The sequence below is a fragment of the Massilia sp. Masssp93 genome, assembly GCF_059491295.1.
This window is the reverse complement of sequence record NZ_CP168502.1, coordinates 2,543,074-2,567,980: the sequence shown is the minus strand read 5'-3', so window position 1 is coordinate 2,567,980 and position 24,907 is coordinate 2,543,074. Positions and strand designations below refer to the sequence as shown.

The following is a 24,907-nucleotide window of genomic DNA, read 5'->3' as shown; positions in this document are numbered from 1 at the left end:
ATCATGTTCGCTTCCTTGAACGACCACCATGGCAGCCATGCGCTGCGCAGGTCGCTGGCCAACGTCGCCTGTTGGTCCATCGCAGGTGCGCTGGCCGCCGGCCCGGCAAGCGCAGCCGTAGTTCGGCCCGCCACGGGGCCCGACGCCCCCGCGATTTTTTCGGCCGAGTCGCTGGCACGCACCGACGCCCTCCTGCGCAAGATGACGGTCGACGAAAAACTGGGGCAGCTCAGCCAGCTGTTCCAGTTCCGGAAGTCGTCCAAGCTCGACGGCATGGTGCGCGAAGGTAAGCTCGGGTCAGTGCTGTTCGTGACGGACCCGGCGGAGATCAACCGCCTGCAGCACCTGGCCGTCGAAGGATCGCGCTTCGGCATCCCGCTCCTGTTCGGCAGCGACGTGGTGCACGGCTATCGGACCATCTTCCCGGTACCCATCGCACTGGCCGCTTCCTGGGATCCCGCCCTCGTCGAACGCGCCAGCGCGATCGGCGCGATCGAGGCCCGTGCCGGCGGTATCGGCTGGACGTTCGCACCGATGGTCGACGTCGCGCGAGACCCGCGCTGGGGCCGCATCGTGGAAGGTGCCGGCGAAGACGCTTACCTCAATGCCGCGATGGCGACCGCGCAGGTTCGCGGTATCCAGGGACCCAGCCTGGGCACGCCGGGCCGGCTGCTGGCGACCGTCAAGCACTTCGCCGGCTATGGCGCGAGCGAAGGCGGCCGTGATCACGACGCGGCCAACCTGTCGGACGCCCAGCTGCAAAACGTCTACCTGCCGCCGTTCCGGGCGGCGATCCAGGCCGGCGCGGGCACCATCATGAGCGCGTACATGGACCTGAACGACGTCCCGGCCACCGGCAACCGCTGGCTGCTGCGCGACGTCCTGCGCGGCCAATGGGGTTTCAAAGGGTTCGTCGTCAGCGACAACAACGCCGTGAACGACCTTGTGCCGCACGGGTATGCGAGCGACCGGCGCGATGCCGCGCTCCGCGCGTTCAAGTCCGGCGTCAACATGGAAATGGCCAGCTATTCCAACGCCTATGCCACCCTGCGCGAAGCCTTCGACCGGCACGCCATCGATGTGGCGGACGTGGACGCCGCAGTGCGCCCCATCCTCGCCACGAAGTTCCAGCTGGGCCTTTTTGAGCACCCCTACGTCGACGAAGCGAAGGCGCGCGCGGCGGTACAACGCGCGCCGGAATACCAGGCCGAAGCGCGTCTCGCGGCGGAGCGGTCGGCGGTGCTGCTGCGCAACGAAGGCAACCTGCTGCCGCTCGACCCTGCGGCCTACAAGCGCATCGCGCTCATCGGTCCGTTGGCGGACTCGCGCCAGGATACGCTGGGCCCATGGGTATTCGCCCACGATCTGGACGACACCGTCACCATCGCGCAGGGGCTGCGCACCAGGCTCGGCGCCGGCCAGACGCTCGACGTCGCGCCCGGCGTCCAGATTCGCAGGACGACGCCGTCGCCATTCGAATCGATTTTCAAGGAGAAGACGCCGCCCGTCTGGGATGCCGCCCATGCCGGCGAAGAATTCGAGAAAGCGCTGGCGATGGCGGGCAAAGCGGATCTCGTCATCCTCGCGCTCGGCGAAAAACAGGACATGATCGGCGAATCCGCTTCCCGCTCGACGCTCGCGCTGCCCGGCGACCAGCAACGGCTCATGGAACGTGTGGTCGCGTTGGGCAAGCCAGTGGTGCTCCTGCTGGTGAACGGCCGGCCGCTCGACATCGGCTGGGCCCATGCGCACGTGCCCGCGATCCTGGAACTGTGGTACCCCGGCGCACAGGGCGGCACCGCGGCAGCGAACCTGCTGTTCGGCGCGGCGAGTCCGGGCGGGAAGCTGCCGTTCACCTGGCCACGCAACGTGGGACAGGTTCCGCTCTACTACGGACACAACCTGACGCAGGACCCCTCCGAACAGGACCGGCGCTACTGGAACGAACCGGGCAGTCCATTATTCCCGTTCGGGTATGGGCTGAGCTATTCGACATTCAAGGTCGGCGAGCTGCACCTGAGCAAAACAAGGATCCACGCTGGGGAATCGATTGAGGCGACGGCCGTCGTCGAGAACACAGGTCCGGTGACTGCCGACCAGGTCGTCCAGCTCTACCTCCATCAACGGTACGGCAGCGCCTCGCGTCCCGTACGCGAGCTCAAGGGATTCGAACGCGTCACCCTGCGCCCTGCCGAGAAAAAGACGGTCCGTTTCACACTCGGTCCCGACGAGCTTCGATACTGGAGCGCATCCGCGCACGACTGGGTCAACGAGGCCAGCACGTTCGACGTGTGGGTCGGGACAGACTCCAGGGCAATCTTGACGACGACGTTCATCCAACAATGATCGGAACACAAACTCCCTCCCCGGCATGCGCGCCGCACCACGACGGGCCGCGCCTGTTGGGCGACATCGGCGGCACCAACGCCCGCTGCGCTCCTGGACGTCGGCCGTAATGCCGCGAACGTCGACGAGGCCCAGGGGTACCGCCCGTCCTCGGCGCCCTGTTTTATCGATCCCCACACGTGGAACCTAGAGCCACGCAGCCGGTGAGCCGGTGTCGATCTTTTCGGCGAACCGGTAGAGCAGCGCGCGCAGGGCTACCGTCTCCGGCGCTCCCAGCAGGTTCTCCATGCCTGTTTGCACCTGCACGCCTGCACGGCTGAACTGTTCAACGACATCCCGGCCGGCTTCGGTAAGATCGAACGTCGTGTCCGAGACGATGCCGTTGACAGGCTCGCGCGACACGATCAGGCCTCGCGCCTCCAGGTCGTCCATCGCTTCGAGGCTGGTGGGATGCGCGCTGTAGGCCAGCAGGGTCTCGATCTCGACACGCGTGCGCCCGCCCCGTTCGCCGAGCGCCGTCAGCACGAACATCTCGATGTTGTCGTAACCGAGCCGGCCGCCGACGTCGCGCATTTTGCCGTAGAGGTAAAAGAATGCCGTCCCCAACAGGTAACCGAGCGAGGTGGCCGTCGTGGGTCCTGCGCCGTCCACGGGCCTCCCATTGATGTCGATGCCCACGGCCTCGGTGCCGTCGTGCCTGATCAATGGCGGTATGTCGCTGCGCGCGAAGCCGGTCACATGCCCGACGACGATCAGGCTGTCCGCGCACGTGAACGACGTGACGCGCCTGCAAGACAGGGTGGCCGCGCTGCCTGCCAGCATGGGAATGCCGTCGGCGCCGGCACATACGCGGACGTCGTCGGCCGTGGCCCCGGCGCGCGCCGCCAGCGCCGCCTGGTTATACCCCAGCACGTGAGCGGCCCAGTCCGTCGCCTGTTCAAGCTCCGTCGCACAAGGGACGTGCCGGCTGATGGACCACATCACCAGCGCGCCTTCCGGCGACAGGACGCCGAAGGTCCGTGCCGGCGCGCAGATCCGGTCATCGCCGTGCCCGGCAGTCAGCAGCACGACGCCGCTCGGAAAGCATGCAAGGGGATCTTGCAAATGGATGTTCATGGATGTCCTCGTCAACCCTGTTTCAAGCATTATGAAGACCGGGTTGACGTTGACATCGTTAATGCGGACTAGACGAGCCAGGCTCCAGCAGTTTCACGCGGACGACGCCGATGCCCGAAGCGGGGAGCAGCGTCACGAGTTCGTCGCCGTTGAGACGGCGTCCCGGAATCCACCGGCCATCCTTGAAGCGCCCCTCTTCCACGAAGTCGATCTCGGCGAGCTTGCCGTTGCGCGCGAAGTCCACCATGAAGTCCTGGCCGACTAGGTAGAATTCGCCCGGTCCGCCCGCAATGACGAAACCGAACGACGTCGGATCCTTCTTCGGCGCGGCCGGCTTGTCGCTCGCGCCCGCGCCGCCCCCGGGCCCTGCGACACCCGCGTCGAACATCATCTTCTTGAGCTGGCCCATCATGCCGCGGATCGTCATCGAATAGCCGGCAAGCGTCGCGGGCACCGGATCGTCGCGTTCGAGGAGGACGGTATGCAACGTACCGCGTTCCCGCGCGCGCAGGATCACGTCGGCCATCGAGCCGAGGACATCATAGGCCTGCGGCAGCTGCTTGGTCGCCGCCAGATCCTCGATGCCGAAGACGGACCAGCCCAGCGCGTTGTGTTCGCCGATGGCGCGGAACAGGTTCACGGCCTTGAAGCGCGACTCCGGAACGAAAACGGGGTTGTCGGCGCGATTGAAATCGGCCAGCGTGCCCTTGACGTCGTCGACGTAGATGTCCGGCGCGAGCAGGGCGATCGACGGCGCCGCCGCCTTCCACACGTCCATCATGCGTGCCGCCGGACCGCCGCTGGGATAGTCGCCCGGCTGCGGCTGGCCCGGCTGGGGTCCGAGCCAGGCATTCACGTACATCGGAAGCGGCAGGGTCTTGTTCGCGGCCTGCGCGACAGTTTCGACATAGGTGCCGTAGGCCCAGGCCATGAAGATTTCCTCGGCCAGCGCATCCCTGCCGAACACCTGTTCCCAGGTCCCGGTGCGACGGAACTTCTGGCGTCCCCACACGTCCAGCAGCTCGGGGCGAAGGGAAGCGCGGTGGCGCTCGAGGTAAGCCATCAACGGCGCGGGCACCTGCGCATCCCACGCGGCCTGCGCGACCTTCGAACGATCGCGGCTGTCACCGAGCAGCCCCACTTCGTTATCGACCTGCAGCATGATGACGGTGTGATCCGGATCGGCGGCCTTCAGGTGCGCCAGGAACGCGGCGAACGCGCGCCGCTCCGCCGCCTGCAGCTGCGTCGAGAACGGCGACAGCACCGGCAGGGGCATCGCGCCCGGGTAGCTCATGAATTCGGGCTTGGCGCCGCTCGTGGCGGCGCGCGGGAAACGGGCGGTGTCGCGCCGCACCCAGCCTGGCGCGTACGTCGAGCGCGCATTCTTGTAGGCGCCGAACCAGACGATCCCCAGACGCAGGCCCTGGGCGCGCGCGGCGTCCAGCTGGCGGTCGACGTTCGAGAAGTCATACTTGCCCTCCTCCGGTTCGACCATGTCCCAGCTCACCGTGCTCAGCACCGTGTTCAGGTTCATCTGTTTCAGGCGCGGCCAGATCGGCGCCATGTACTCGACCGACGACGCGCTCGAGTTATGGAGTTCGCCGCCCAGCACGAGGAAGGGTTTGCCATCGACGACCAACTGGGTCGCGTTGCCGCGTTTTTCGATCGTCGGCAGCGGCGCGGCGTACGCGTGCAGGCACGCGGCCGCCAGCGCGGCCGCGCATGCAAATGGTTTCTGCATATTGTTTTCCTTGTTGTCGTTCAGTTGCGCTGTACGTCCAGGCCCAGCACGGCGTTCAGCAACACCCTGACGAGTTCACTCTGCCGGGTGACGTCGGCCTTCATGAAAATCGAGCGAAGATGCGCGCGTGCCGTGTTGCGGCGGATGCCGAGCTTGATCGCCGCCTCGTCCAGGCTCAGGCCATTCACCAGTTCGACGGCGAAATTGGCCTCGGCCGGCGTGAAGTCGAACAGCTGGCGGGCCATGTCCTGGGCCGGCCGGGCAGGCGCATCCGGGTCGCGCAGAAAGATGGCGCACGCCGGCCGGGCCTTGCCTTCGGATTCCTCGACCATCGGAATCCTGCGCACGACGGCAGCCAGCTTGCGGCGCCCCGACGGCCGGCTCAGCGACATGGCAGCCACGCCGCTCGAATCAGCCGTCGCGTCGCTGAGGAGGCGCCGCAACTCACGCGTTTCGGACGGCGTGCACGCCTCCACTTCGCGCCCGGACCGGCGCAGTCCATCGCCGGCCGTCAACAGGCGGCAAGCGACGGGATTTGCCCTCAGAAGCTGGCCGCGCTCGTCGAGCACCACGACGCCGATGTTCAGCCCGTCCAGCCCCTCCTCGTAAATCTCGCGCTCCGCCTCGTTGCGCGTCGCCTGCGCGGCGAGCGTCAGCGCCTGCTTGATGTGCGGGACGAGGTTGGCGAGTCGGGCCTTGTGTTCGACGTCGAACGGCGGCAACTCCGGATAACGGAACAGGCGCAGCCGGCAAATCGCGCCGGCGCTGGTAACGATATCGACGCCCATGCCGTGATGTGCATCCGCCGGCATGGCGTCTTGCAGGAATTCCCTGAAATACACACTGTCCTGCCACTCCCGGTTCGACATGACGTCCGCGATCAGGACGACGCGCTCAGGCGGCAGGCTCACGAACGGGTCCGACTTGTACCACGTCGTCTTGTACGCAGCCTCGAACTCTTTGCCGTTCTCAGGATGGGTCACCAGGTAACCCAGGTCGATCCCGTTGCTCGGCCGGACGACGATGGTCGCGCTGGTGCAGCCGATGTACTCGGCAATCAATGCCATGCTCGCTCGCCATGGCTCGGCTTCCAGGACGGACTGGTAGATCGCGTGGATAACCTCGTTCATCAGTCCCGGACGATCCATCGGGACTTGCGCGAAAGGAGTAGCTAATGAACCCATGATCATGACCCTCCAGGCAACGACGTCAGACGACGACCAGTTTTGTCGATTTGAGCCGGTCCGAGCTGTTGCCGGCACTGATGACGAACGTGCCTGGTTCGACCACCCACTTCAATGCGCGGTCCCAGAACGCCAGCGCGTCCGGCCCGAGGTCGAACCGCACCGTCGTCCGGCCGCCCGCTGGCACCGAAACGCGCCGGAATGCCTTCAGCTCCAGCACCGGACGCGGGACCGAACTCACCGTATCGCGCACGTAGATCTGCACGACCTCGTCGCCGTCGCGCTTGCCCGTGTTGGCAACCTCGACCTCGACCGCAAACGTGTCGTTGCGTCCGATCCGGTCTTGCGACAGGCGCGGAGCGGACACGTCGAACGTCGTGTAGCTCAAGCCGTATCCGAACGGATACAGCGGCGTGCGCTTGCCCTCGACGTACGGCACCCGGTCAGCGGACGGATGCCGGTTGTAGAAGGCCGGCACCTCGCCGACCGAGCGGGGGAAGCTCACCGCCAGCTTGCCACCCGGGTTCACTTTGCCGAACAACACGTCGGCGATCGCGTTGCCGCCCTGCTCGCCCAGGTACCAGCCTTCGACGAGGGCATTGGACTTCTCTGCGAGCCGGTTGACGGCCAGCGGACGGCCGTTCAGCAGGACCGTCACGACCGGCTTGCCGCAGGCGAGCATGGCTTCGACCAGCGCATCCTGGTCGCCGTACAGGTCGAGGGAATTGCGGTCGCCGGGAACGATCGTCGCCACCGCTTCGCGAGTCACCTGCTCGTTGTCGCCCACGACGAGGACGACGAGGTCGGCGCGCTTCGCGACCTCGACCGCCGCGGCAATACGCGCCTGGTTGTCGGCGGCGGGCACCTTGCGGATGACAGGCACTTCCGGACGTACGCCTTCCGCGACAGGCGGCGTGATCCACACGCCGTCGGACTGCTCGATGGACACGTTGCCCCCGGCCTGGCGCAGGCCTTCCAGCACCCCGACCGCGGCCTTCGGCCAACCCGAATAGCCGCCCAGCATGGGCTTCACCGAGTTCGGCCCGATCAGCGCGATACGCATGCCGCTCGATGCATCCAGCGGCAGCACGCCGTCATTCTTCAGGAGGACCACTGCCTTCTGCGCGGCCGTGCGCGCCAACGCCACCGCCTGCGGGTCGTTCAGCACGTCGGCGGCACGCTGAGGATCGACGTAGGGGTTCTCGAACAGCCCCGCTTCGAACTTCAACGCCAGGATGCGGCCCACGGCGGCATCGACGCTTGCCTGCGGTACGCGGCCGGCCTGCACGAGCTTTGCCAGTTTCTGATAGGTGCTGCCTTCCGGCAGGTCGGCGTCCACCCCCGCACGCATCGCCAGGATCGCGGCGCCATCGGCGTCGTCCGCCATGCCGTGCAGTTCCGCGATTTCGCCCACGCCGCCGTAGTCGCTGAAATAGGCGCCCTGGAAGCCGAGCAGGCCGCGCCCCGTCTGCTGCAACAACTGCTCATTCGCATGCGACGGCACGCCGCCCACTTCGTTATAGGACGGCATCACGATGGCGGCCTTCGCGCCGATCGCCGCCTTGAACGGCGGCAGGTAAGTTTCGCGCAGCATGCGCTCCGACATGTCGGACGGACCGATATTCAGGCCGTTCTGCGGCATCCCATGGACGAAATGCTTGAGCGTGGCGAACACGCTGTCCGGGCCGATCGGCCGGACCGGGCCTTGCAGGCCCCGCACGGCCGCGGCCCCCATCACGCCGACATGGTACGGGTCCTCGCCGAAAAACTCTTCACTGCGGCCCCAGCGCGGATCGCGCACGAGATCGAGTACGGGGCTCAGGCCGACCGTCACACCGCGGCGGCGCGCCTGGCGCCCCGCGACGACGAAGCACTGTTCCACCAGCGCCGGATCCCACGTGCTGCCCAGCGCGGGCGGGATCGGGAACGACGTGGCGCCCTTGACGGCCAAGCCGTGCGCTGTCTCTTCGTGGAACAGCACCGGGATGCCGAGCCGGGTCTTCTCGACGGCATAACGCTGGACGGCGTTGACAAATGCAACCGCGTCCTCGGGTTCGCGGAACGACTTCGTCCGGAAACGGCCACTGCCCGCGAGATCCGACGGGCGCGCAATTTGTCCGATCCCGTGCGGGATCGCTTTCGCCGCTTTCTCGGGCGAGAAAGCGAAGGTTTCCCTGTCCACGATGGACACCTTGGTCATCCACATGGAACACAGCTGGGCGACCTTCTCGTCGAGCGTCATGCGGCCGAGCAGGTCGCGCACGCGTTCGGCGACCGGCGCACTGGCTCGCCGGTAAGTCGGAAGCGCCGCGCCCAGCGCCGGTAGTGCCAGGGCGAGACCGGTGGTGGCCAGCAGCGTACGCCGGGTCATTTTCATTGCTTGTCTCCTGATAATTGTTCTTGATGCCGAAAATAAGTATACACCTGCGTTTAATTATTGCAATCGACTTTGGCTGTTGAACAACGGAAATCCAGAAAACCAACGCGGGCGGAGGCATGGCGACCGCGTGCGCCGGGGCCGGGATGATCCGGCCTGCGGTTGACGCGGCGTTACAGAGGGAGGGAAATTAGCGGGAGATCGTCAGGATGACGCGTTGGGATCGGCGGCGCAATCCGCCTGCATGCCGGCCAATAACAGATTGACGATGCGGATGGAAGCCACCTGCGCGGGCGCGATACCGACGGTCGTCCCCAGCGCGCGAAGACGCTGGTAGTGGGCCATGGCCAGGTCCAGCAGGGACGCGGCGTAGAAATCGGGGGCATCGACGCGCATGCCCGTCCTGCCCGCGGTGTCGACGATGGTCTGTACGATGTGCCGGACGCCCAGCTCGTACGTCATTTCCTGCCCCATCGGAGCGAGCTCCCGCATGACCTGGGAGGACTTGTCGCCCATCGCCATCAGCACACGCATCCCCGGATCGTTACAGATCATGAAGAAATTTTCGATGTGGAACATCAGGCAACTGCGCATGTCCATGAATGCAGGCGGATCGGGATTGCGCGCGCTGCCTACGATCGAGGTAATGACCGCCTTGATCAGCGCTTTCTTGTCCGGGTAACGCATGTACAGCGTGCGTTTCGAAATGCCGGCGCGGGCCGCGACCGCTTCCATGGCGGTGCCGTCGAACCCTACCTCGTCGAAGAGTGCGATTGCCGCGCTGAGGATGTCCGCATCGATGTTCCCGGCGTGTTCCTTGCGCGGACGGCCACGCAGCTTCGGCCGCTCTGCGCTTGGCTGCTGGGAATTATCGGAAGACGGCAGGGCTTCGGTCATGAATGGATGTGTCCCGGAGTATGCGTGCATGCATATTGGAAATGTGTCGCATCATAGCAAAAAAGGGCGCCACATTAGCGGCACCCTGGAAGGCCAGGAGAACGCCTGGCACGTAGGAGACGAGCGTGAGTTATTTGCAAACCGGCAGTTTTGCCAGGTCGGCGTCGATAGCATCCAGAACTTTGTCCGTGAACGTTTCTTCGGCATACGGCTGAATGGCGCGCAGCGGCATCGAACGCGCCATGTCGAACTGGTCGCTGCCCTTCAGCGCAGGCACATGCTTGTACAGCACTTCCCTGGCGGCCGGCTCGTCGAGCAGTTCCGACACGAGCGACTCGGAGCTCAGTTTTTGTTTGACACAGGTGGCGCTCGCTTGTTGCGCGGCGGGAGCGGGTGCTGGTGCTTGCGCGGCGACGGTGCAGGCGATCACGGACAGCATGGTAGCGAGCGAGATGTTGCGGAGTTTCATGAGGTGTCCCCAGACTAGGAATAATGGCAGCAATCTTCGTCCGATCCGCCGCCGGCTTGTACGGCAACTGATCAGCGTGAAGCCACTATACGACAGAAATCTCAGAAAGTATACGGCACCGTAAATTTATTTTGACAGCGCGCGCGGCTGTATTACACTGGCAACAGCCGGTCCCCGGCACTCTTCCAAATCACCAGACGGCACGCGATCGATCGCGCCACCCCGTCTGCTTAAGTCCAGGACAACCATGACTGTCGCTTCCCTGCAGCGTCGACGCTGCGCTTCTCTCGTCGCCTCGGTACTCCTCGCGTGCACACCCGTCGTGCATGCCGCTGCCGACCAGATGCCGCACCTGGTGCAAAAAAACGGAAAGTTCGCCCTGATGGTCGACGGCGCGCCTTACCTGATCCTCGGGGGCCAGGCGAATAACTCGAGCAATTACCCTGACGTGCTGCCGCAGGTCTGGCCAGCGATCCGCGACCTCAAGGCGAACACGCTGGCCATGCCCGTGGCCTGGGAACAGATCGAGCCTGTCGAAGGCAAATTCGATTTCCGGTGGGTGGATGAACTCATCCGTCAGGCACGGCAGAACGACGTACGCCTGTGCCTGCTGTGGTTCGGCACGTGGAAGAACACGAACCCCAACTATGCGCCGGCGTGGGTCAAGCTCGACAACCAGCGCTTCCCACGGCTGATCAAGAAAGACGGCAGCACGTCCAACGCCCTGTCGCCGCACGCGAAGACGACGCTCGACGCGGACATCAAGGCGTATTCGGCCCTGATGAAGCACCTGAAGGAAGTCGACGGCAAGCGCCATACCGTCATCCTGATGCAGCCGGAAAACGAATCCGGCGTGTTCGGCAGCGTTCGCGACTATTCGCCAGCCGCCAACGCCCTGTTCGCACAGCCCGTTCCGCAGGCGCTGCTGACCCGCCTGAACAAGCAGCCAGGTTCCTGGGAGGATGTGTTCGGCGCCGACGCGGACGAATTCTTCCACGCCTGGTCGATCGCGTCATACATCGAGCAGGTAGCCGCGGCCGGCAAGGCCATCTATCCGCTGCCGACCTACCTGAACGCTTCGCCGCGCGATCCGGATCCGAAGAAGAAATCGATGCCAGGCCTGTTCTACGGCAGCGGCGGCGCCACCTGGAACGTCATCGACATCTACAAGGTCGCGGCGCCGCACGTCGACTTCCTGTCCCCCGACATGTACATGGCCGACTCCGACATCTACGAAGCGCAGGTCAAGCATTACCGCCGCCCCGACAATGCCCTCTACATCGCCGAAAGCGGCAGCAAGGACGTGTACGCGCGCTACATCTTCACGATCCTGGGCCAGGGCGGCATCGGGTTCGACCCGTTCGGCTTCGACTATACGGGCTACAGCAACTACCCCTTGGGCGCGAAGGACTGGGGGCCGGACACCGTCAAGCCGTTCACAGGCGTGTATTCCCTGTTCGCGCCGATGGCCCGCGAATGGGCACGGCTGAGCTTCGAGTCCGAGGTCTACGGTGTGTCGGAGCCGGACGATCACCGTAGCCAGGACATCGACCTCGGCCCGGCGTGGGCGGCGAAAGTCAGCTACCGGCAATGGCAGATGGGCGAGACGTACTGGCTGCGCAAGAAGGATGACCTGCCGAAGGGATCGGAAGTGCCCAGCGGCGGCGTCGCGCTGGCGAAACTGGGCGACAACGAATATCTGGTCACCGGCCGGAACGCGCGCCTCACGTTCAGCGTCAACAAGAACGTGAAGGACCGTGCCGCAATCTTCGAACGGGTCGAGGAAGGCCGCTTCGTGAACGGCAAATGGGTCATGTCGCGCGTATGGAATGGCGACCAGACCGACTACGGCCTGAACTTCACGGACCGTCCAGTGGCGCTGAAGGTGAAGCTCGGCGCCTATCTCTTCTGAACGGACGATCATCGCCTGCGGCCCCGGGCCGCAGGCATCCACAGGCCGGCCTAGCGCCTGCGCCCGCCCCGGCTCCAATATCCGAACTCTTCTTCGTAGCAGGCGACGTCGACGGCATCGATCCTGTCCCGCATCTCGGCTTGCGCGTCCCTGACCGCCTGGTTGTACACGCATGGACCGATCTCGCGAAGGCAGAAGTCGAGCAGCATGCCGGCCTTGAGACCTCCGACTTCTTCATCGAAATTCTCCGCACAGTAGCGCTGAAGAGACGCCTGCAGGCGCTGCCTGGCGTCGTCATCCAAATTGATTGCCATCAGTTATTTCTCCGACTCCGAAAAGAAAAGGCCAGGACACGAAGTCCTGGCCCCAACATTAAAGCGACCTGGCTATCAGAATTCGTAGCGTACCGTCACACCGACCTTGCGGCGCGGCGGCGGCACGCTCGCGCTATAGCCGCCCGCGACACCCTGGTAGGTCACGCCTTCCATCAGGAACGGCGCGGGCGAACGGTCGAACAGGTTCTGCGCCCACAGGCTGACTTCCCAATCCTGGCCCGGATCACGCACGCCGACGAAAACGTCGACCGGTGTGAACGAGGCGATGTGCTGGTCGAACGGGACATTGTACTTCGGCGGGTTGTAGCGGACGAGACCACGAACGAACCCGTCCACGTTGCCGATCGGACGCGAATATTCCGATTGCACCGTGGCGTTGAACTTGCCGGTTTCGGTCCCGAACTGGTCGGCCAACGGGCGGCTGGAGCGGCAAACCGACACCTGGCGTCCCGGCTGGACGAACGCACCGACGTTGTCCGGCAGGCCGTCGTTGTTCCCGTCATTGCAATACAACGCCGCGTTCGCATAATGCGAGTTCACGTAGCTTGCCGACGCCTGCGCGCGCCAGTTCGGCAGGATGCTCCAGATCGCAGTCGCCTCGATACCGCGGCTCACCAGGTCGCCGTTCGTGTTCAGGTTGATCGTGCCGCTCGCGTCCGCCGCATAGCTGCCGCCCGGGCCGGGGCCGGCTGCCTCGCCGGGGACGGCGGCAGTGCGGACACGCAGCGCGTTGGCGCGGCCGATATAGTTCTTGATGTTCTGCTGGAAGATATCGGCATTCAGCACGAGACGGCGATCCATCAGGGTCGACTTGAAACCCAGTTCGATGGCGCGCGACTTCTCCGGACGGTAAGTCATCAGGTCGGCTGTCAGGCCGGGCGCCGACACGAACGCCGTCGTGCCGCCCGGGCGGAAGCCCGTGCCCGCGCTGGCGTAACCCATGATGTTCTTGGTGAAGTTGTGACGGAAGCTGGCCGAGCCGGTCCAGGCCTTCTCATCCGTATGCGCGCGGTCTTCCGGCAGCGCGTTGATCTTCTGCCCGAAGACCTCGAGGTACTGCTGGCCGTAGCCCTTGTTCTTCTGCACGCGCAGGCCGAGCTGCAACTGGTCGACGTCCGTCAACGCGAAACGATGGTCGGTAAACAGCGCAGACCCTTCGCCGTACCCGCCGGGCGCCGTCGAGCCTTTCAGGATCGCTTCCTGCGGCGGGGTGAACGGCGTCGGGAAGTAGTATGGGAATTTCTGCGTGAATTCTGCCGGTCCGCCGGTCCACGAATGGTACGCGCCGACCATGTAGTTCCAGCGGCGGGCACCGGTCGACTCGAAGCGCAGTTCGTGGGTACGCTGCAGCGTGTGGAACCTGACCGTCTGCTGATTGCTCCAGCCCGGAATCACGTTGAAGATGTCCGTGTCGCGATCGGTGTTTTCCGCGCTCTGCTGGAAGCCGCCGATGTAGCTGAGCTTGTGGCCGCCGAGGTCCCAGCCGATGTTCAGCGACGTCAGCTTGCTCTTGTTGTAGAACTGGTAGGGACCTTCGACGACGGACTTGCGGTCGTTGTAACTCAGCGTCGGCCCGCCCAGGCCCGGGAATGGGCTGTCGATCGCGAGCGGCGGATTGACCATGTCCGACTTCAGCTGCTGGTGCACGAGAAGGAATTCGAGCGTCTTGGTCGGCTGGTAAAGCACCGAGATGCGTGCGCCCTTGCCGCGGTCGTAGTCGGGCTTACCGGTGTACAGGTCGTGCACGCCGTTCTCGCTGTAGTTGTACAGCCCCGCGACGCGGACGGCGAGGACGTTCGGGATCAACGGCACGTTGACCGCCGCCTGGGTATTGCGGAGGGAATCCGATCCGAACGTCTGGACGATGCGGCCGGCGACACCGCTGGTGTCCGGCCGTTCGGTCGCCATCGTGATGGAACCCGCCGGCGACGTCTGGCCGCGCAGGGTGCCCTGCGGACCGCGCAGGACCTCGATGCGGCCCAGGTCGAACATGGCCCGGAACGCATCCGATGCCGAGATCGGCGTCTCGTTCCAGTAGATCTGGACCGTCGGGCTCGTTCCCGTGTCCGGATCGAAGCTGATGCCGCGCAGCGTCACCGTCTGGCCGCGGCCGTCGGCCGGGTCGAGCACGAGGCCCGGCACCAGCTTCTCGACGTCCTCGAACTTCTGGATGTTCATCTTCTGCAGGGTGCTGCCGGTCACTGCGTCGACGGCCATCGGCACGGACTGGATGCTCTCCTTGCGCTTGGACGCTGTCACGACGATTTCGGGAATCTTGCCATCGTCCTTGGGTGCCGCCTGCTGGGCCACGGCGGGAAATGCGAGCGCCAGCGCAGCAGCGCAAACCGTCAACCTGATTACAGGATTATTACTTTTCATTTCGTCTCCAAATATTCCGCGTTGTGCTGGTGCAGGCCCGGTCACGGCGACTGCACCACCATCTTGCTGGCTTTGTTTTCCGGCGACATCGTCCGTTCAGACGGTAAACACGCCGCCCCGTATCTGGAAGGACAAAAAACAACTACACCTGGCGTGGTCGGTTCGTCCTCGGAATCGCCAAGGCAAGGCGCGGCGGCGATTTCGGACGCGGCATGATCGATTACGCGGCGGCCAGCAGGAAAAGTACCGGTGTGCCCGCCGCCGAGTTCGGCGCGATCACGACTTCGAACGCGCCGGGATCGGTCCGCGTCCTCGTATCTGCATGCACGTAGGCGAGATCCTGCGCGGTCAGCGTGAACTCTACGTCCGCGCTCGCGCCGGGCTCGAGGTCGACGTGCCGGATACCCTTCAGCGCGCGGATCGGCTGGACGATCTCCGCCACGCGGATCCGGATGTAGAGCTGCGCGACCTCATGATGCTTCGTCGTCCCGGTATTGGTGATCCGCGCCTTGACCGACAGCGACTCGCCCATGCGGATGCGCGGCCGTCCGATCTCGGTCGCACCGTAGGCGACCGTCGAATATCCGAGCCCGTGACCGAACGGATACAGTGCGCTGGTCGACACCTCGCGGTAGCGCGCACCGACGGGCGGCCCTTCCACGAGGCTTGGCCGGCCGGTCGACCGGTGGTTGTAGTAGAACGGCTCCTGGCCGGCGCGGCGAGGAAAACTCACCGGCAAGCGGCCTTGCGGTGCGTAGTCGCCGAACAGCACATCGGCGATCGCGTTGCCCGACTCCGACCCGAGGAACCACGTGCACACGATGGCCTGGGCGTTCTTCACCGAGTTGGGCAGTTCCAGCGCCCGGCCGTGTTTCAGCAGGATCACCATCGGCTTGCCGACCGCGGCGACTGCATCGATCAGGTCCACCTGCGGTTTCGGGATCGTGATGTCCGCGCGCGACGCGCCTTCGCCGGACATATTGGTCGCCTCGCCCACGTAGAGCACGACCACGTCGGCGGCACGGGCGGCGGCAACCGCCGCGTCGATGCCGCCGTGGAGCGGCCTCTCGATGCCGCAGCCGGGAACAACAGCGAGCGCCGCACTGGCGCCCAGGGCATCCCGAACACCCTGTTCGAGCGTCACGGCCGACTTCATGTCCGGGAACACCATCCAGGGTCCCAGCGCATTGTTCCTGTCCGTGACGAACGGGCCAATCAATGCGAGCGCCTTGCCCGACTTCGGCAGCGGCAGGACGTTGCGCTCGTTCTTCAGCAGGACGATCGACTTGCGCCCCGCTTCACGCGCGAGGGCGACGGCCTCCGGCCGGCGGATGTCCGTTCCCATGCGCGCCGGATCGAGCGAGCGGTAGGGATTCTCGAACAGGCCCAGCGCCTTCTTCACGCGCAGCACGCGCCGCACCGCCTCGTCGACGACCGCCATCTTCAACCGGCCCGACTGGACCAGTGCCGGAATGTGCTTGAGGTACAGGCCACCCTGGATCGACATGTCGCAACCGGCGGTGACGGCCTTGAGGACGGCGTCCGCCTCGTCGGCCGCGTAACCGTGGTCGACCAGTTCCTTCTCCGAATTGAAGTCCGAGACGACGAGGCCGCGGAACGCCCATTCGCCGCGCAGGATGTCGGTGAGCAGGTGGTGGTTGCCGGTCGACGGCACGCCGCCCGTGTCGTTGAAGCTGGCCATCGTCGTCAACGCGCCCGCGTCGAAGGACGCCTTGAACGGGGGCAGGTGCACTTCACGCAGCGTGGTTTCGGGAATGTCGGCCGTGTTGTAGTCCATGCCGCCCTGCACGGCGCCATAGCCGGCAAAGTGCTTCGGGCAGGCCAGCAGCGAATCGTTCGCTCGCAGGTCGGCGCCCTGGAAGCCGCGCACGCGCGCCTCGGCGATGCGGCAGCCCAGCCACGGATCCTCGCCCGCACCTTCCACGACGCGGCCCCAGCGCTGGTCACGGGCGATGTCGACGGCGGGCGCGAACGTCCACTGCACGCCGAATGCCGTCGCCTCGATGGCCGTGGCCCTGGCCGTGCGTTCGCACAGGCCGGCATCGAAGCTGGCCGACTCGCCCAGCGGGACGGGAAACGCGGTCTTCAGGCCGTGGATGATGTCAGCCGCAAAGATCAGCGGGATGCCGAGGCGGGACTTCTCGACCGCGACCTGCTGCATGGTGCGGCCCAGCTTCACGTCGTCGGCGTTGAACAGGCCGGTGAGGCGACCTTGCGCGATCTGGTCGAGCGTCGTCTGCAGAGCGGGCTCCGGTCCCGTCGTGGGATTCACGAGGCGCCCGATGCCCAGCGCACCGTTCATCGTCAGCTGGCCCGCCTTTTCCTCGATCGTCATGCGCTTCAGCAGCCGCTCGATGAACGGATCGGTGGCGGGCGCCCGCATGGCGGCGAAGGCCGGCATGCCGAAGCCGATGGTCGTGACGGCCATGGAACCGGCCAGGAACGTCCGGCGCGATGCGCTGAACTGGGGATTGTCGTTCGTCGTTTCCATAGTCTCGTCAGGGTTTGATGCGTTGCTCGTCCAGGCGCACCTTCGCCTTGAGGACGGGTTGGCCGGCGTCTTCGCCAACCTCGATGTCGTAGGTGCCCCCCGCCACGTGCCAGTTGCGGGCCGCGACGTCGAAGCGCGCGATCACCCGTGGATCGACGTCGACCGACACCTGCCGGCTTTCTCCCGGCTTCAGGTCGACGCGGCTCCAGCCGACGAGGCGCTTGGCACCGTCCACGCGGGCATAGACCTGGGCGACGTCGGCGCCCGGGCGCTTGCCGGTGTTCGCAATCGTGAACGACATGCGCGGTGTCGCGCCGCCGGTCACGCGCAGGTTCTTGTACGAGAAGCGGGTGTAACTGAGTCCGTGACCGAACGGGAACAGCGGCTTCGCCCCGGTCTTGTCGAACCAGCGGTAGCCCGCATTCGCACCCTCCGGATAGGTCACGGAAAACGGTTTCATGTCCTTCGGCAGCCCGTAGAGGTCGCGCTGTACCGTTTCCCCGGCCATCTCGTAGCCGGGAATCGTCGGATTCGGGAGCTGCCGTTCGCTGGCCGGGAACGTCATCGCCAGGTGGCCCGACGGGTTCACTGCGCCCGTCAGGACCCGCGCAATCGCTTCGCCACCCCGCTGTCCCGGATACCAGGCCTCTAGCACGGCGCCGGCCTTGTCCAGCCACGGCATGAGGACAGGGCCGCCCGTGACGAGTACGACGACCGTCGCGGGATTCGCAGCGGCGACCGCCGCGATCATGTCGTTCTGGTTGTCGGGCAGGTTCAGGTCCTTCACGTCCATGGTCTCGGTCGTGAACTGCTCACCGATGACGACGACGAGATCCGCCTTCCGGGCCGCATCCGCCGCACGTTGGGGATCGGTGCCGTCGTCGAAGGACACCGTCGCCTTCGGCAGGGCATTGCGCAGGGCGGCGACCGGGGACGAGTTGCTGTACAGCTTACGGCCGAACGCGGCCGGGATCTTCAGCACGGCGCCGCCCACCGGATTCACTTGCGACGACCCGCCGCCGCCCGCGAGGATGCCGACGTCGGCATGGCCGCCCACGACGAGGATGGTGCGTACCGACGCGGCGATGGGCAGCAGATTGCGCGCGTTCTTCAGGAGAACGATGCCGCCCTCCGCGACCTCCTGGGCGACGCGCCCGTTCGCGTCGTAATCGATGTCCCTGTGCGCGGGCGGATGGGTATCCAGGCCGACGGCATGGATCGAGCGCAGGATGCGCCGCACCGACCGGTCCACGTCTGCTTCCGTGACGGTCCCGGCAGCCAGCGCCGTGCGCAGCCGGGAACCGAAATATCCCGCGTCGGCGGGCGTGGTGCCGGATTCCTGGTCGAGGCCCGCGCGAATCGACGGGCCATGCACGGCACCCCAGTCGGACATCACGAAGCCCTTGTATCCCCAGTCGCGGCGCAGGACGTCGTTCAGCAGGAACGAGTTCTCGCATCCGAACGTGCCGTTGATCTTGTTGTAAGCACACATCACGGAGCCCGGATGGCCGACCTCGATGCCGATCTCGAACGCCAGCAGGTCGCTCTCGCGCAGGGGGCCCTCCTCCATGTCCGCGCTGAGGATAGTCCGACCGGTCTCCTGCGTGTTCAGGGCGAAGTGCTTGATGGTCGACATGACGTGGTTCGACTGCACCCCGCGGATGGCATGTCCGGCCAGCGTCCCCGCCAGCAGAGGATCTTCGCCGAAGTATTCGAAATTGCGACCGTTCCTCGGTTCGCGCGCCAGGTTGACGCCGCCCGCCAGAAGAACGTTGAACCCCTTGTCGCGCGCCTCCGCGCCGATCATGGCGCTGCCGCGTTCCACAAGCGGCGCATTCCAGGTCGACGCCAGCAGGACGGTCGAAGGCAGCGCAGTAGCGACGTCGCCCGGCCGCAACCCGCCCATCATGTTGGCAACGCCGACGCTTGCGTCGCTCTCCGTCAGGTAGGGCACACCCAGGCGCGGGACGCCTTTCACATAGCCCGCGCCCTTTGCAACGTCGCGGGACAACTTCGGTTTCGCGGCGAACGGGTTGCTGCCACGGACGAGATCGAGTTTTTCGTCCAGCGTCATCTGCTTCAGGACCGATTCGGCCCACACGTCGTCCGCGTCCTGCGCCATGGCCGGCAGCGGGGCGACGCCCGCCGCATACAACGCCGCCACGCACGCCGAGACGACCAGCCTGTTTCGGTGCCTGTATTCCCTTACCTTCATCGAGCCCGCGATCGCTTCCAGTTTCATGCTTGTCCTTTCCGAGACTTTTTCCTCGATCATATTCGGTCGATCGGGCCGTCAGGGCATCGTCCGTTCGGACGGTGCGGGGCAGTGCCCCCATCTTCACAATCGCCAGGGTCAGAGACCCATGATGAACCATGTTCGCGCACGAAGATGATATGAGAACGACACGAGCCGTACTACCGCTGCTCCTCACCCTGTTCGGGGTTCCGGCGCTTGCCGCGACGTCACAAACGACACCGCTCCTCGCCCTGCAATTGTGGTCTGTCAAGGATGAGATCAGGCGAGATTTCGACGGGATGCTCGAACGGATCGCCAAGCTGGGCTTCCAGGGCGTGGAATTCGCCGGGCAGTTCGGCCCGTACCGGGGCAATCCAGCTGGATTGAAGGCTGTCCTCGACAAGAACGGCTTGCAATGCGCCGGTGCGCACGTGATGCTGCCGCAGCTGGCGCAGCAACATTTCGTGGCGACGACGGACTTCTACCGGACACTGGGCTGCGCCAACCTCGTGGTAGCGGCTGACCCGCGCGGCGCCACGACGGCGCGAAGCGCGGAACTGGCCGGCGACCTTGCCGCACTGTCTGCGAAGCTGGCGGCCTTGGGCATGCGCATCGGCTACCACAACCATGCGCCGGAGATGGTCGGTCCCGCAGGCGGTACGCCATGGGACGTTATCGCCCAAAACACCCCTCGGGAAATGATCCTGCAACAAGATGTGGGCTGGACTCTGTCTGCGGGCAAGGACCCGGCCGCGTACGTACGGCGCTATCCGGGCCGCACCATGACCACGCATTTCAAGGCCAAACCGGCTGCAGGCCCGACCAGCGTGCCGATCATCGGCAAGGACGGGGCGGACTGGACGGAACTGCTGCGCGCCGTGCGCGATTCGGGCGGCACCCAGTGGATCATCGTCGAGCAGGAAGACTATCCGGACGGAATGGGGCAACTAGAGTCCGTCCAGGCGTCGCTGGCGGGATTGAAGGCATCGATGACGCTCGTTCTCGACCACACCTCGACGAAGTAGCACGGTACGAAAAGCAGCCGTACGAGATCGCCAGCGCACACAACTTTCAGGGTCTGCGCTGACCGGCACGCTTACCAAAACAATTTGAAATCCGCGCCGAATTTGGATCCTCAGGCTTATCCCATGAAACGAAATCTCCTTGTCTCGACGTTAACGCTACTAACCCTGCCCTTTTTCTTGAGTGCCAATCTCGCCTCCGCGGCTACTAAAGTGCCTGCGAGTGACAGGCATCTCCAGTATGCCGGGCGCATCGACTTCTCGTCACCGTCCGCACCGGTGCTGTCCTGGCCACAGTCCAGTGTTGCGGCCAACTTTACCGGCAGCTCACTGGCGATCACTCTGGACGACAAGAGCGGTGCCAACTACTTTAACGTCATTCTGGACGGTGACGATACCCACCCCGTAATTGTCCGGGCCCGCCAAGGAAGCAAAACATATGAGGTTGCAAGCGGTTTGGCTCCAGGAAAGCACAGCTTTTTGATAACCAAGCGTACCGAAGGCCAAGAAGGTGAGACGGTATTTCTAGGCGTCGAGCTCGCGGACGATGGCCAATTGTTGCGACCGTCGCCAAGGCCGTTGCGTCGCATCGAATTCTTTGGTGACTCCGTGACCAGTGGCATGGGCAACGAAGCGCCAATCAATGGCGTGGACGCTCTGGCACGAGAAAAGAACAGCTACTTATCCTATGCCGCGATCACCGCGCGGTCATTGAATGCGGAGCTTCATATGACCTCGCAGAGCGGCATCGGCATCATGGCAAGCTATGTCCCGTTCACGATCTGGGACTTTTACGACCAGTTGAACGCTGTGGGGAACAACGACAGTCGCTGGGATTTCTCGGCATGGACACCTGACGTGGTTGTCATCAACCTCATGCAGAACGATTCGTCGCTGATCGGTCAGCTTCATAAACTGCAGCCTGAACCCGACGACGAGCAGCGCGTAGCGAGTTACATGAAATTCGTAAAGCGCATCCGGCAACTTTATCCGAAGGCATATATTGTGTGTGCGCTGGGCAGCATGGATGCAACCAGGACCGGTTCGCCCTGGCCCGGCTATGTCAAAAGTGCGGTAGACCAGATCCGAATCGAGGACAAGGATGCCCTTGTCGATACGGTTTTCTTCCCGTTCACTGGGTATAGCCAGCACCCACGCCTCATACAGCACAAGATGAACGCCGATCGTTTGACCAACTTTATCAAAATGAAACTAGGTTGGTGAACAGTAGCGGCCCGCCGTCAGCCAACCGGTCATGCACGAAGTCATACGTCCACACGCCGCTTGGCGCAGTCGAGCCGGGAATATGGATGTCGCTGCCGCAGCGGCGTGTCCTGGGCCGGCGCTCGGGCAGACCCAGCGCGGCAGCGCTTAACTTCAAACGCGCACCGCCCGGATCGAGTTGCCGGGTTCCTTCTCCGTCAGGATGTGCGTTCAGGCCAATCCAAGCGCCGATCGACATTTTGGCTAGACCAATACACTTTCGGCCCGACCAAACTGTTACACTCATCGTCGCAACTCCGTGCAGGAAGTTTGCATTCCCTCAACCGAAGATCCAAGTAGGAGACGTTCATGCCCCTGAAATTGTCGACTCTGGTAGTAAATGCTGCGCTCGCCACGTTGGTGTCTCCCGCCGCCCATGCCGGTCCGTTCCTTCCCGACACAGGCGACACGGCAGCCTATAGCGACACCCGCCTGGCGATTACCTTCGATACCGCGCCCTCGTTGGGCTCGACAGGCAAGATCAAGGTCTTCACGACAGACGGCACGCTCGTCGACACAATCGACGTCAGCGATGCGGTTTCAAAAATGAGTGGCGAAACGCAGACATTGTTTTCTGCGAGGAACACGGAAATCGACAAGCTCGGCGGCAATGTGCCCTCGCTGGCCCAGTGGCGCTATGTCTATTACCGGCCGGTGGTCATCAGCGGCAGCACTGCCAGCATCAAGCTGCACGACGGTGCGCTTCGGCCAAACACGGCCTACTACGTGAATATCGACGACGGGGTCTTGAACGGCAAGGTTGCAGGTGCTTCCTTCAGGGGCGTCAGCGGCACCAATGCGTGGACCTTCAAAACCAGGGCAACGCCCGGCTCGCCCACCTCGGTGACGGTGGACGACGATGGCCCTGCCGATTTCCGTACCGTCCAGGGCGCACTCAACTGGATCATGCAGAACGGCTGTGTTACGTGCGCCTATGCGGGCGCAGCCAAGACGATCACGGTCAAGAACGGCAACTACAGGGAGCTGCTATTCCTACGCAATGTCAACAATCTGACGATCACCGGCGAAAGCCGCAGCGGCGTCATCGTCTTCTACGACAATTCTGATTCGTTCAACCCCGGCACCGGCTTCGGCACCGCGGCGGCCGGCGACACGCTGGTCAGCGCCGGGCCCAATGTCGGCACGCGCCGTTACCTGGGCGGCGGGCGCAACGTGCTGCTGGCCGAGAATGCCGACCTGTTGAAGCTGACCAACTTCACCTTGTGGAATGCGCATCGCAAGACCAGCGGCTGGGACAACCAGGCCGAAACCATGTATTTCAACAGCAGTACGCTGGGCGGCAGCCGGCTGAGCGCCCTCTCGATGAACTTCATGAGCGCCCAGGATACCCTGCTGCTCAAGGGCTGGAGCTGGTTCTACAAGTCCTACGTCTCGGGCGACGTGGATTTCATCTGGGGCTCCCCATATGCCGCCCTGTTCGAGCAAAGTGAGCTGCACACCATCGTGGACGGCACCAACGCCAGTTCCGGCGGCTACATCTTCCAGGCGCGGGCCGCATACGGCTACCCCGGCTTCGTCGTCCTGAACAGCAAACTGACGGCGGATGCGGCGATCCCGGCCGGCAGCACCTGGCTGGCCCGATCGGGCGGCCTGGCGCCGCCTACCTACTGCACCACCAAGACGACCACGGGCGGTCTCGGCAGCGCCAACCTCGGGTGCGACAACCTCGCCTACATCAACACAAGGATGGGAACCCATATCCGCACGGCCGGCTGGCAGGCGACCCCGGCGCCCACACCGGCGACCCCCACGGCCACGGCGGGATGGCGCGAACGGGGCAGCATGGACCTCAGCGGCAACACGCTGAACGTGAGCGGTCGCAACCAGAACGTGTCGTCGACCGGGATCGACCTGTCCGGTCTCGATACCCGGGCCGAGGTCTTCCAGGCATGGAACAACGGTGCCGGCTGGGTCCCGACGACGCCTTGAGGCTCATTGCCTGAGAAAACAGCCAGGGTGCCGTGCGACGGGCGCGTGGTGGCGAGCGCCCCGCTCCCGCGCCCGCGCGCGGCAAGACCTTCGCAGGCAAGCGCGTGTACTCTGCGCCGCTGTCATGGAAGTCACTCCCCTGGTCCTGGCCAAATTCCACACGGCGGCGTCAAGTCGACATCCTTCGCCGATGCGTTCCGTGACTCGTCACGGATAATTGTTGTCAAACCAGGCTTTATTTGGCGTCAATGCTTTGGCATGATGTCGATCAGCGCACAATAGCGAAAAATCTGCCTGTTCGCCCACTGCCTACGGAGGCTACGATGCCGCACATCTATAAACCTGAGGAACGGTGGGACAACGCCGACATCGGTTTTCCGTCCGCGCTCGCCATCGGGGATTCCTGGTTCTGGTACGTCAACAACAATATCCTTGGCACGATGATCAATCACCGCGCCCTGTCCGACGACCATCGCAACGTCCAGCTCGTGGGCTACAACGGGGCGCGCCTGAAGGATTATGTCGGCGAAGGCAAGTTTGCCGACACCGTGGAGCACTTCCTGCGCCCCGGCTTCGTGGAAGGGTTTTCCGAGTTCTACATCAGCGGGGCCGGCAACGACGCCGTCGACGTCGACATGGCGCTGCACGACCATCGCCCGCCCGGGACGGATGCGGACGGCTGGTTCGACGACCGCGGAATGGACGGCATGCTGTTCCGGCTGCGCCAGGCGCTGACCCGGCTGATCGCGGCCATCCGCTTCGCCAGGCGCGACGCGCCCGGCGAAGCGCCGATCTTCGTGCACGGCTACGATTATCCGGTGCCGGACGGCCGGGGATTCGAATTCGGGCTGATCCACGCCGGCCCCTGGCTCAAGCCGGCGCTGGACAGGCACGGCGTGCCGGACGACATGGCGCTGCGCGGCGAGATCGCGCGCATCCTCATCGACCGGCTGAACGACGATCTGCTGGCGCCGCTGGCGGCGACGACGCCGGGTGTCGTCTACATCGACAGCCGCGGCATCCTTCCGCGCGACGGCACGTATCGCGACTACTGGTCCAACGAGCTGCACCCGACGAACCTCGGCTTCCGCCGGATCTTCGAACAGGCCTGGCTGCCGCGCCTGTTCGAACACGGGATCGCGCTGCGCCCGTCGCCGTGAGCGCCGGC

General features: G+C 64.7%; 16 protein-coding genes and 1 pseudogene. 6 read left to right on the top strand and 11 right to left on the bottom strand.

Annotation, left to right across the window (positions count from 1 at the left end; all coding sequences use genetic code 11):
- The first annotated feature begins 3 nt into the window (after positions 1-3).
- Positions 4-2,346 (top strand): beta-glucosidase BglX, encoded by a 2,343-nt coding sequence (gene bglX, locus ACEN9Q_RS10640; protein WP_495628363.1) that lies wholly within the window; start codon positions 4-6, stop codon positions 2,344-2,346.
- Between the two features lie 186 nt (positions 2,347-2,532).
- Here bglX and ACEN9Q_RS10635 read toward each other — a convergent pair whose 3' ends face one another.
- From ACEN9Q_RS10635 to ACEN9Q_RS10610, 6 genes are all read right to left on the bottom strand, one after another.
- Positions 2,533-3,462 carry a flavin reductase gene (locus tag ACEN9Q_RS10635; RefSeq protein ID WP_495628362.1) on the bottom strand — a complete coding sequence of 310 codons (930 nt, stop codon included), beginning with the start codon at positions 3,460-3,462 and terminating at the stop codon, positions 2,533-2,535.
- A gap of 58 nt (positions 3,463-3,520) precedes the next feature.
- Complete coding sequence (locus ACEN9Q_RS10630; protein ID WP_495628361.1) at positions 3,521-5,203, bottom strand: GH35 family beta-galactosidase; 1,683 nt, start codon at positions 5,201-5,203, stop codon at positions 3,521-3,523.
- Between the two features lie 20 nt (positions 5,204-5,223).
- Entirely contained in the window at positions 5,224-6,333 is a 1,110-nt protein-coding gene (locus ACEN9Q_RS10625; RefSeq protein WP_495628360.1) for a helix-turn-helix transcriptional regulator, read from the bottom strand.
- Positions 6,334-6,412: 79 nt separating this feature from the next.
- Positions 6,413-8,764, bottom strand: coding sequence for a glycoside hydrolase family 3 N-terminal domain-containing protein (locus ACEN9Q_RS10620; protein ID WP_495628359.1), 2,352 nt, complete (start codon positions 8,762-8,764; stop codon positions 6,413-6,415).
- 204 nt (positions 8,765-8,968) lie between these two features.
- Positions 8,969-9,661: a TetR/AcrR family transcriptional regulator gene (locus tag ACEN9Q_RS10615; RefSeq protein ID WP_495628358.1), complete on the bottom strand. Its 693-nt coding sequence runs from the start codon at positions 9,659-9,661 to the stop codon at positions 8,969-8,971.
- Between the two features lie 130 nt (positions 9,662-9,791).
- Positions 9,792-10,130 carry a hypothetical protein gene (locus ACEN9Q_RS10610; RefSeq protein ID WP_495628357.1) on the bottom strand — a complete coding sequence of 113 codons (339 nt, stop codon included), beginning with the start codon at positions 10,128-10,130 and terminating at the stop codon, positions 9,792-9,794.
- 247 nt (positions 10,131-10,377) lie between these two features.
- On the opposite strand from ACEN9Q_RS10610, the gene ACEN9Q_RS10605 reads away from it, so the two are divergent.
- Positions 10,378-12,042: a DUF5597 domain-containing protein gene (locus ACEN9Q_RS10605; protein ID WP_495628356.1), complete on the top strand. Its 1,665-nt coding sequence runs from the start codon at positions 10,378-10,380 to the stop codon at positions 12,040-12,042.
- Between the two features lie 50 nt (positions 12,043-12,092).
- On the opposite strand, the gene ACEN9Q_RS10600 is transcribed toward ACEN9Q_RS10605, so the two are convergent.
- The 4 genes from ACEN9Q_RS10600 to ACEN9Q_RS10585 form a co-directional block, all read right to left on the bottom strand.
- Positions 12,093-12,356: a DUF2164 domain-containing protein gene (locus ACEN9Q_RS10600; RefSeq protein WP_495628355.1), complete on the bottom strand. Its 264-nt coding sequence runs from the start codon at positions 12,354-12,356 to the stop codon at positions 12,093-12,095.
- 75 nt (positions 12,357-12,431) lie between these two features.
- On the bottom strand, positions 12,432-14,756 hold the full coding sequence (locus ACEN9Q_RS10595; protein ID WP_495628354.1) for a TonB-dependent receptor: 2,325 nt from the start codon (positions 14,754-14,756) through the stop codon (positions 12,432-12,434).
- 220 nt (positions 14,757-14,976) lie between these two features.
- Positions 14,977-17,268 carry a glycoside hydrolase family 3 N-terminal domain-containing protein gene (locus ACEN9Q_RS10590; RefSeq protein ID WP_495628353.1) on the bottom strand — a complete coding sequence of 764 codons (2,292 nt, stop codon included), beginning with the start codon at positions 17,266-17,268 and terminating at the stop codon, positions 14,977-14,979.
- A 7-nt stretch (positions 17,269-17,275) separates the two neighbouring features.
- Positions 17,276-19,510 (bottom strand): beta-glucosidase family protein, encoded by a 2,235-nt coding sequence (locus ACEN9Q_RS10585; RefSeq protein ID WP_495628352.1) that lies wholly within the window; start codon positions 19,508-19,510, stop codon positions 17,276-17,278.
- A 131-nt stretch (positions 19,511-19,641) separates the two neighbouring features.
- Between ACEN9Q_RS10585 and ACEN9Q_RS10580 the strand changes: the two genes are divergently transcribed.
- The gene (locus tag ACEN9Q_RS10580) at positions 19,642-20,529 is read left to right on the top strand and encodes a sugar phosphate isomerase/epimerase family protein (RefSeq protein WP_495628351.1); all 888 of its coding nucleotides are present in this window, start codon (positions 19,642-19,644) and stop codon (positions 20,527-20,529) included.
- A gap of 123 nt (positions 20,530-20,652) precedes the next feature.
- The gene (locus ACEN9Q_RS10575; protein ID WP_495628350.1) at positions 20,653-21,750 is read left to right on the top strand and encodes an SGNH/GDSL hydrolase family protein; all 1,098 of its coding nucleotides are present in this window, start codon (positions 20,653-20,655) and stop codon (positions 21,748-21,750) included.
- A 13-nt stretch (positions 21,751-21,763) separates the two neighbouring features.
- Here the strand turns inward: ACEN9Q_RS10575 and ACEN9Q_RS10570 are convergent.
- Positions 21,764-21,895 (bottom strand): annotated as a pseudogene (locus tag ACEN9Q_RS10570) (IS3-like element ISBcen23 family transposase); the annotation flags it as partial.
- 203 nt (positions 21,896-22,098) lie between these two features.
- On the opposite strand from ACEN9Q_RS10570, the gene ACEN9Q_RS10565 reads away from it, so the two are divergent.
- Positions 22,099-23,739, top strand: coding sequence for a pectinesterase (locus ACEN9Q_RS10565; protein ID WP_495628349.1), 1,641 nt, complete (start codon positions 22,099-22,101; stop codon positions 23,737-23,739).
- Positions 23,740-24,062: 323 nt separating this feature from the next.
- Complete coding sequence (locus ACEN9Q_RS10560) at positions 24,063-24,899, top strand: hypothetical protein (protein ID WP_495628348.1); 837 nt, start codon at positions 24,063-24,065, stop codon at positions 24,897-24,899.
- Positions 24,900-24,907 lie beyond the last annotated feature (8 nt).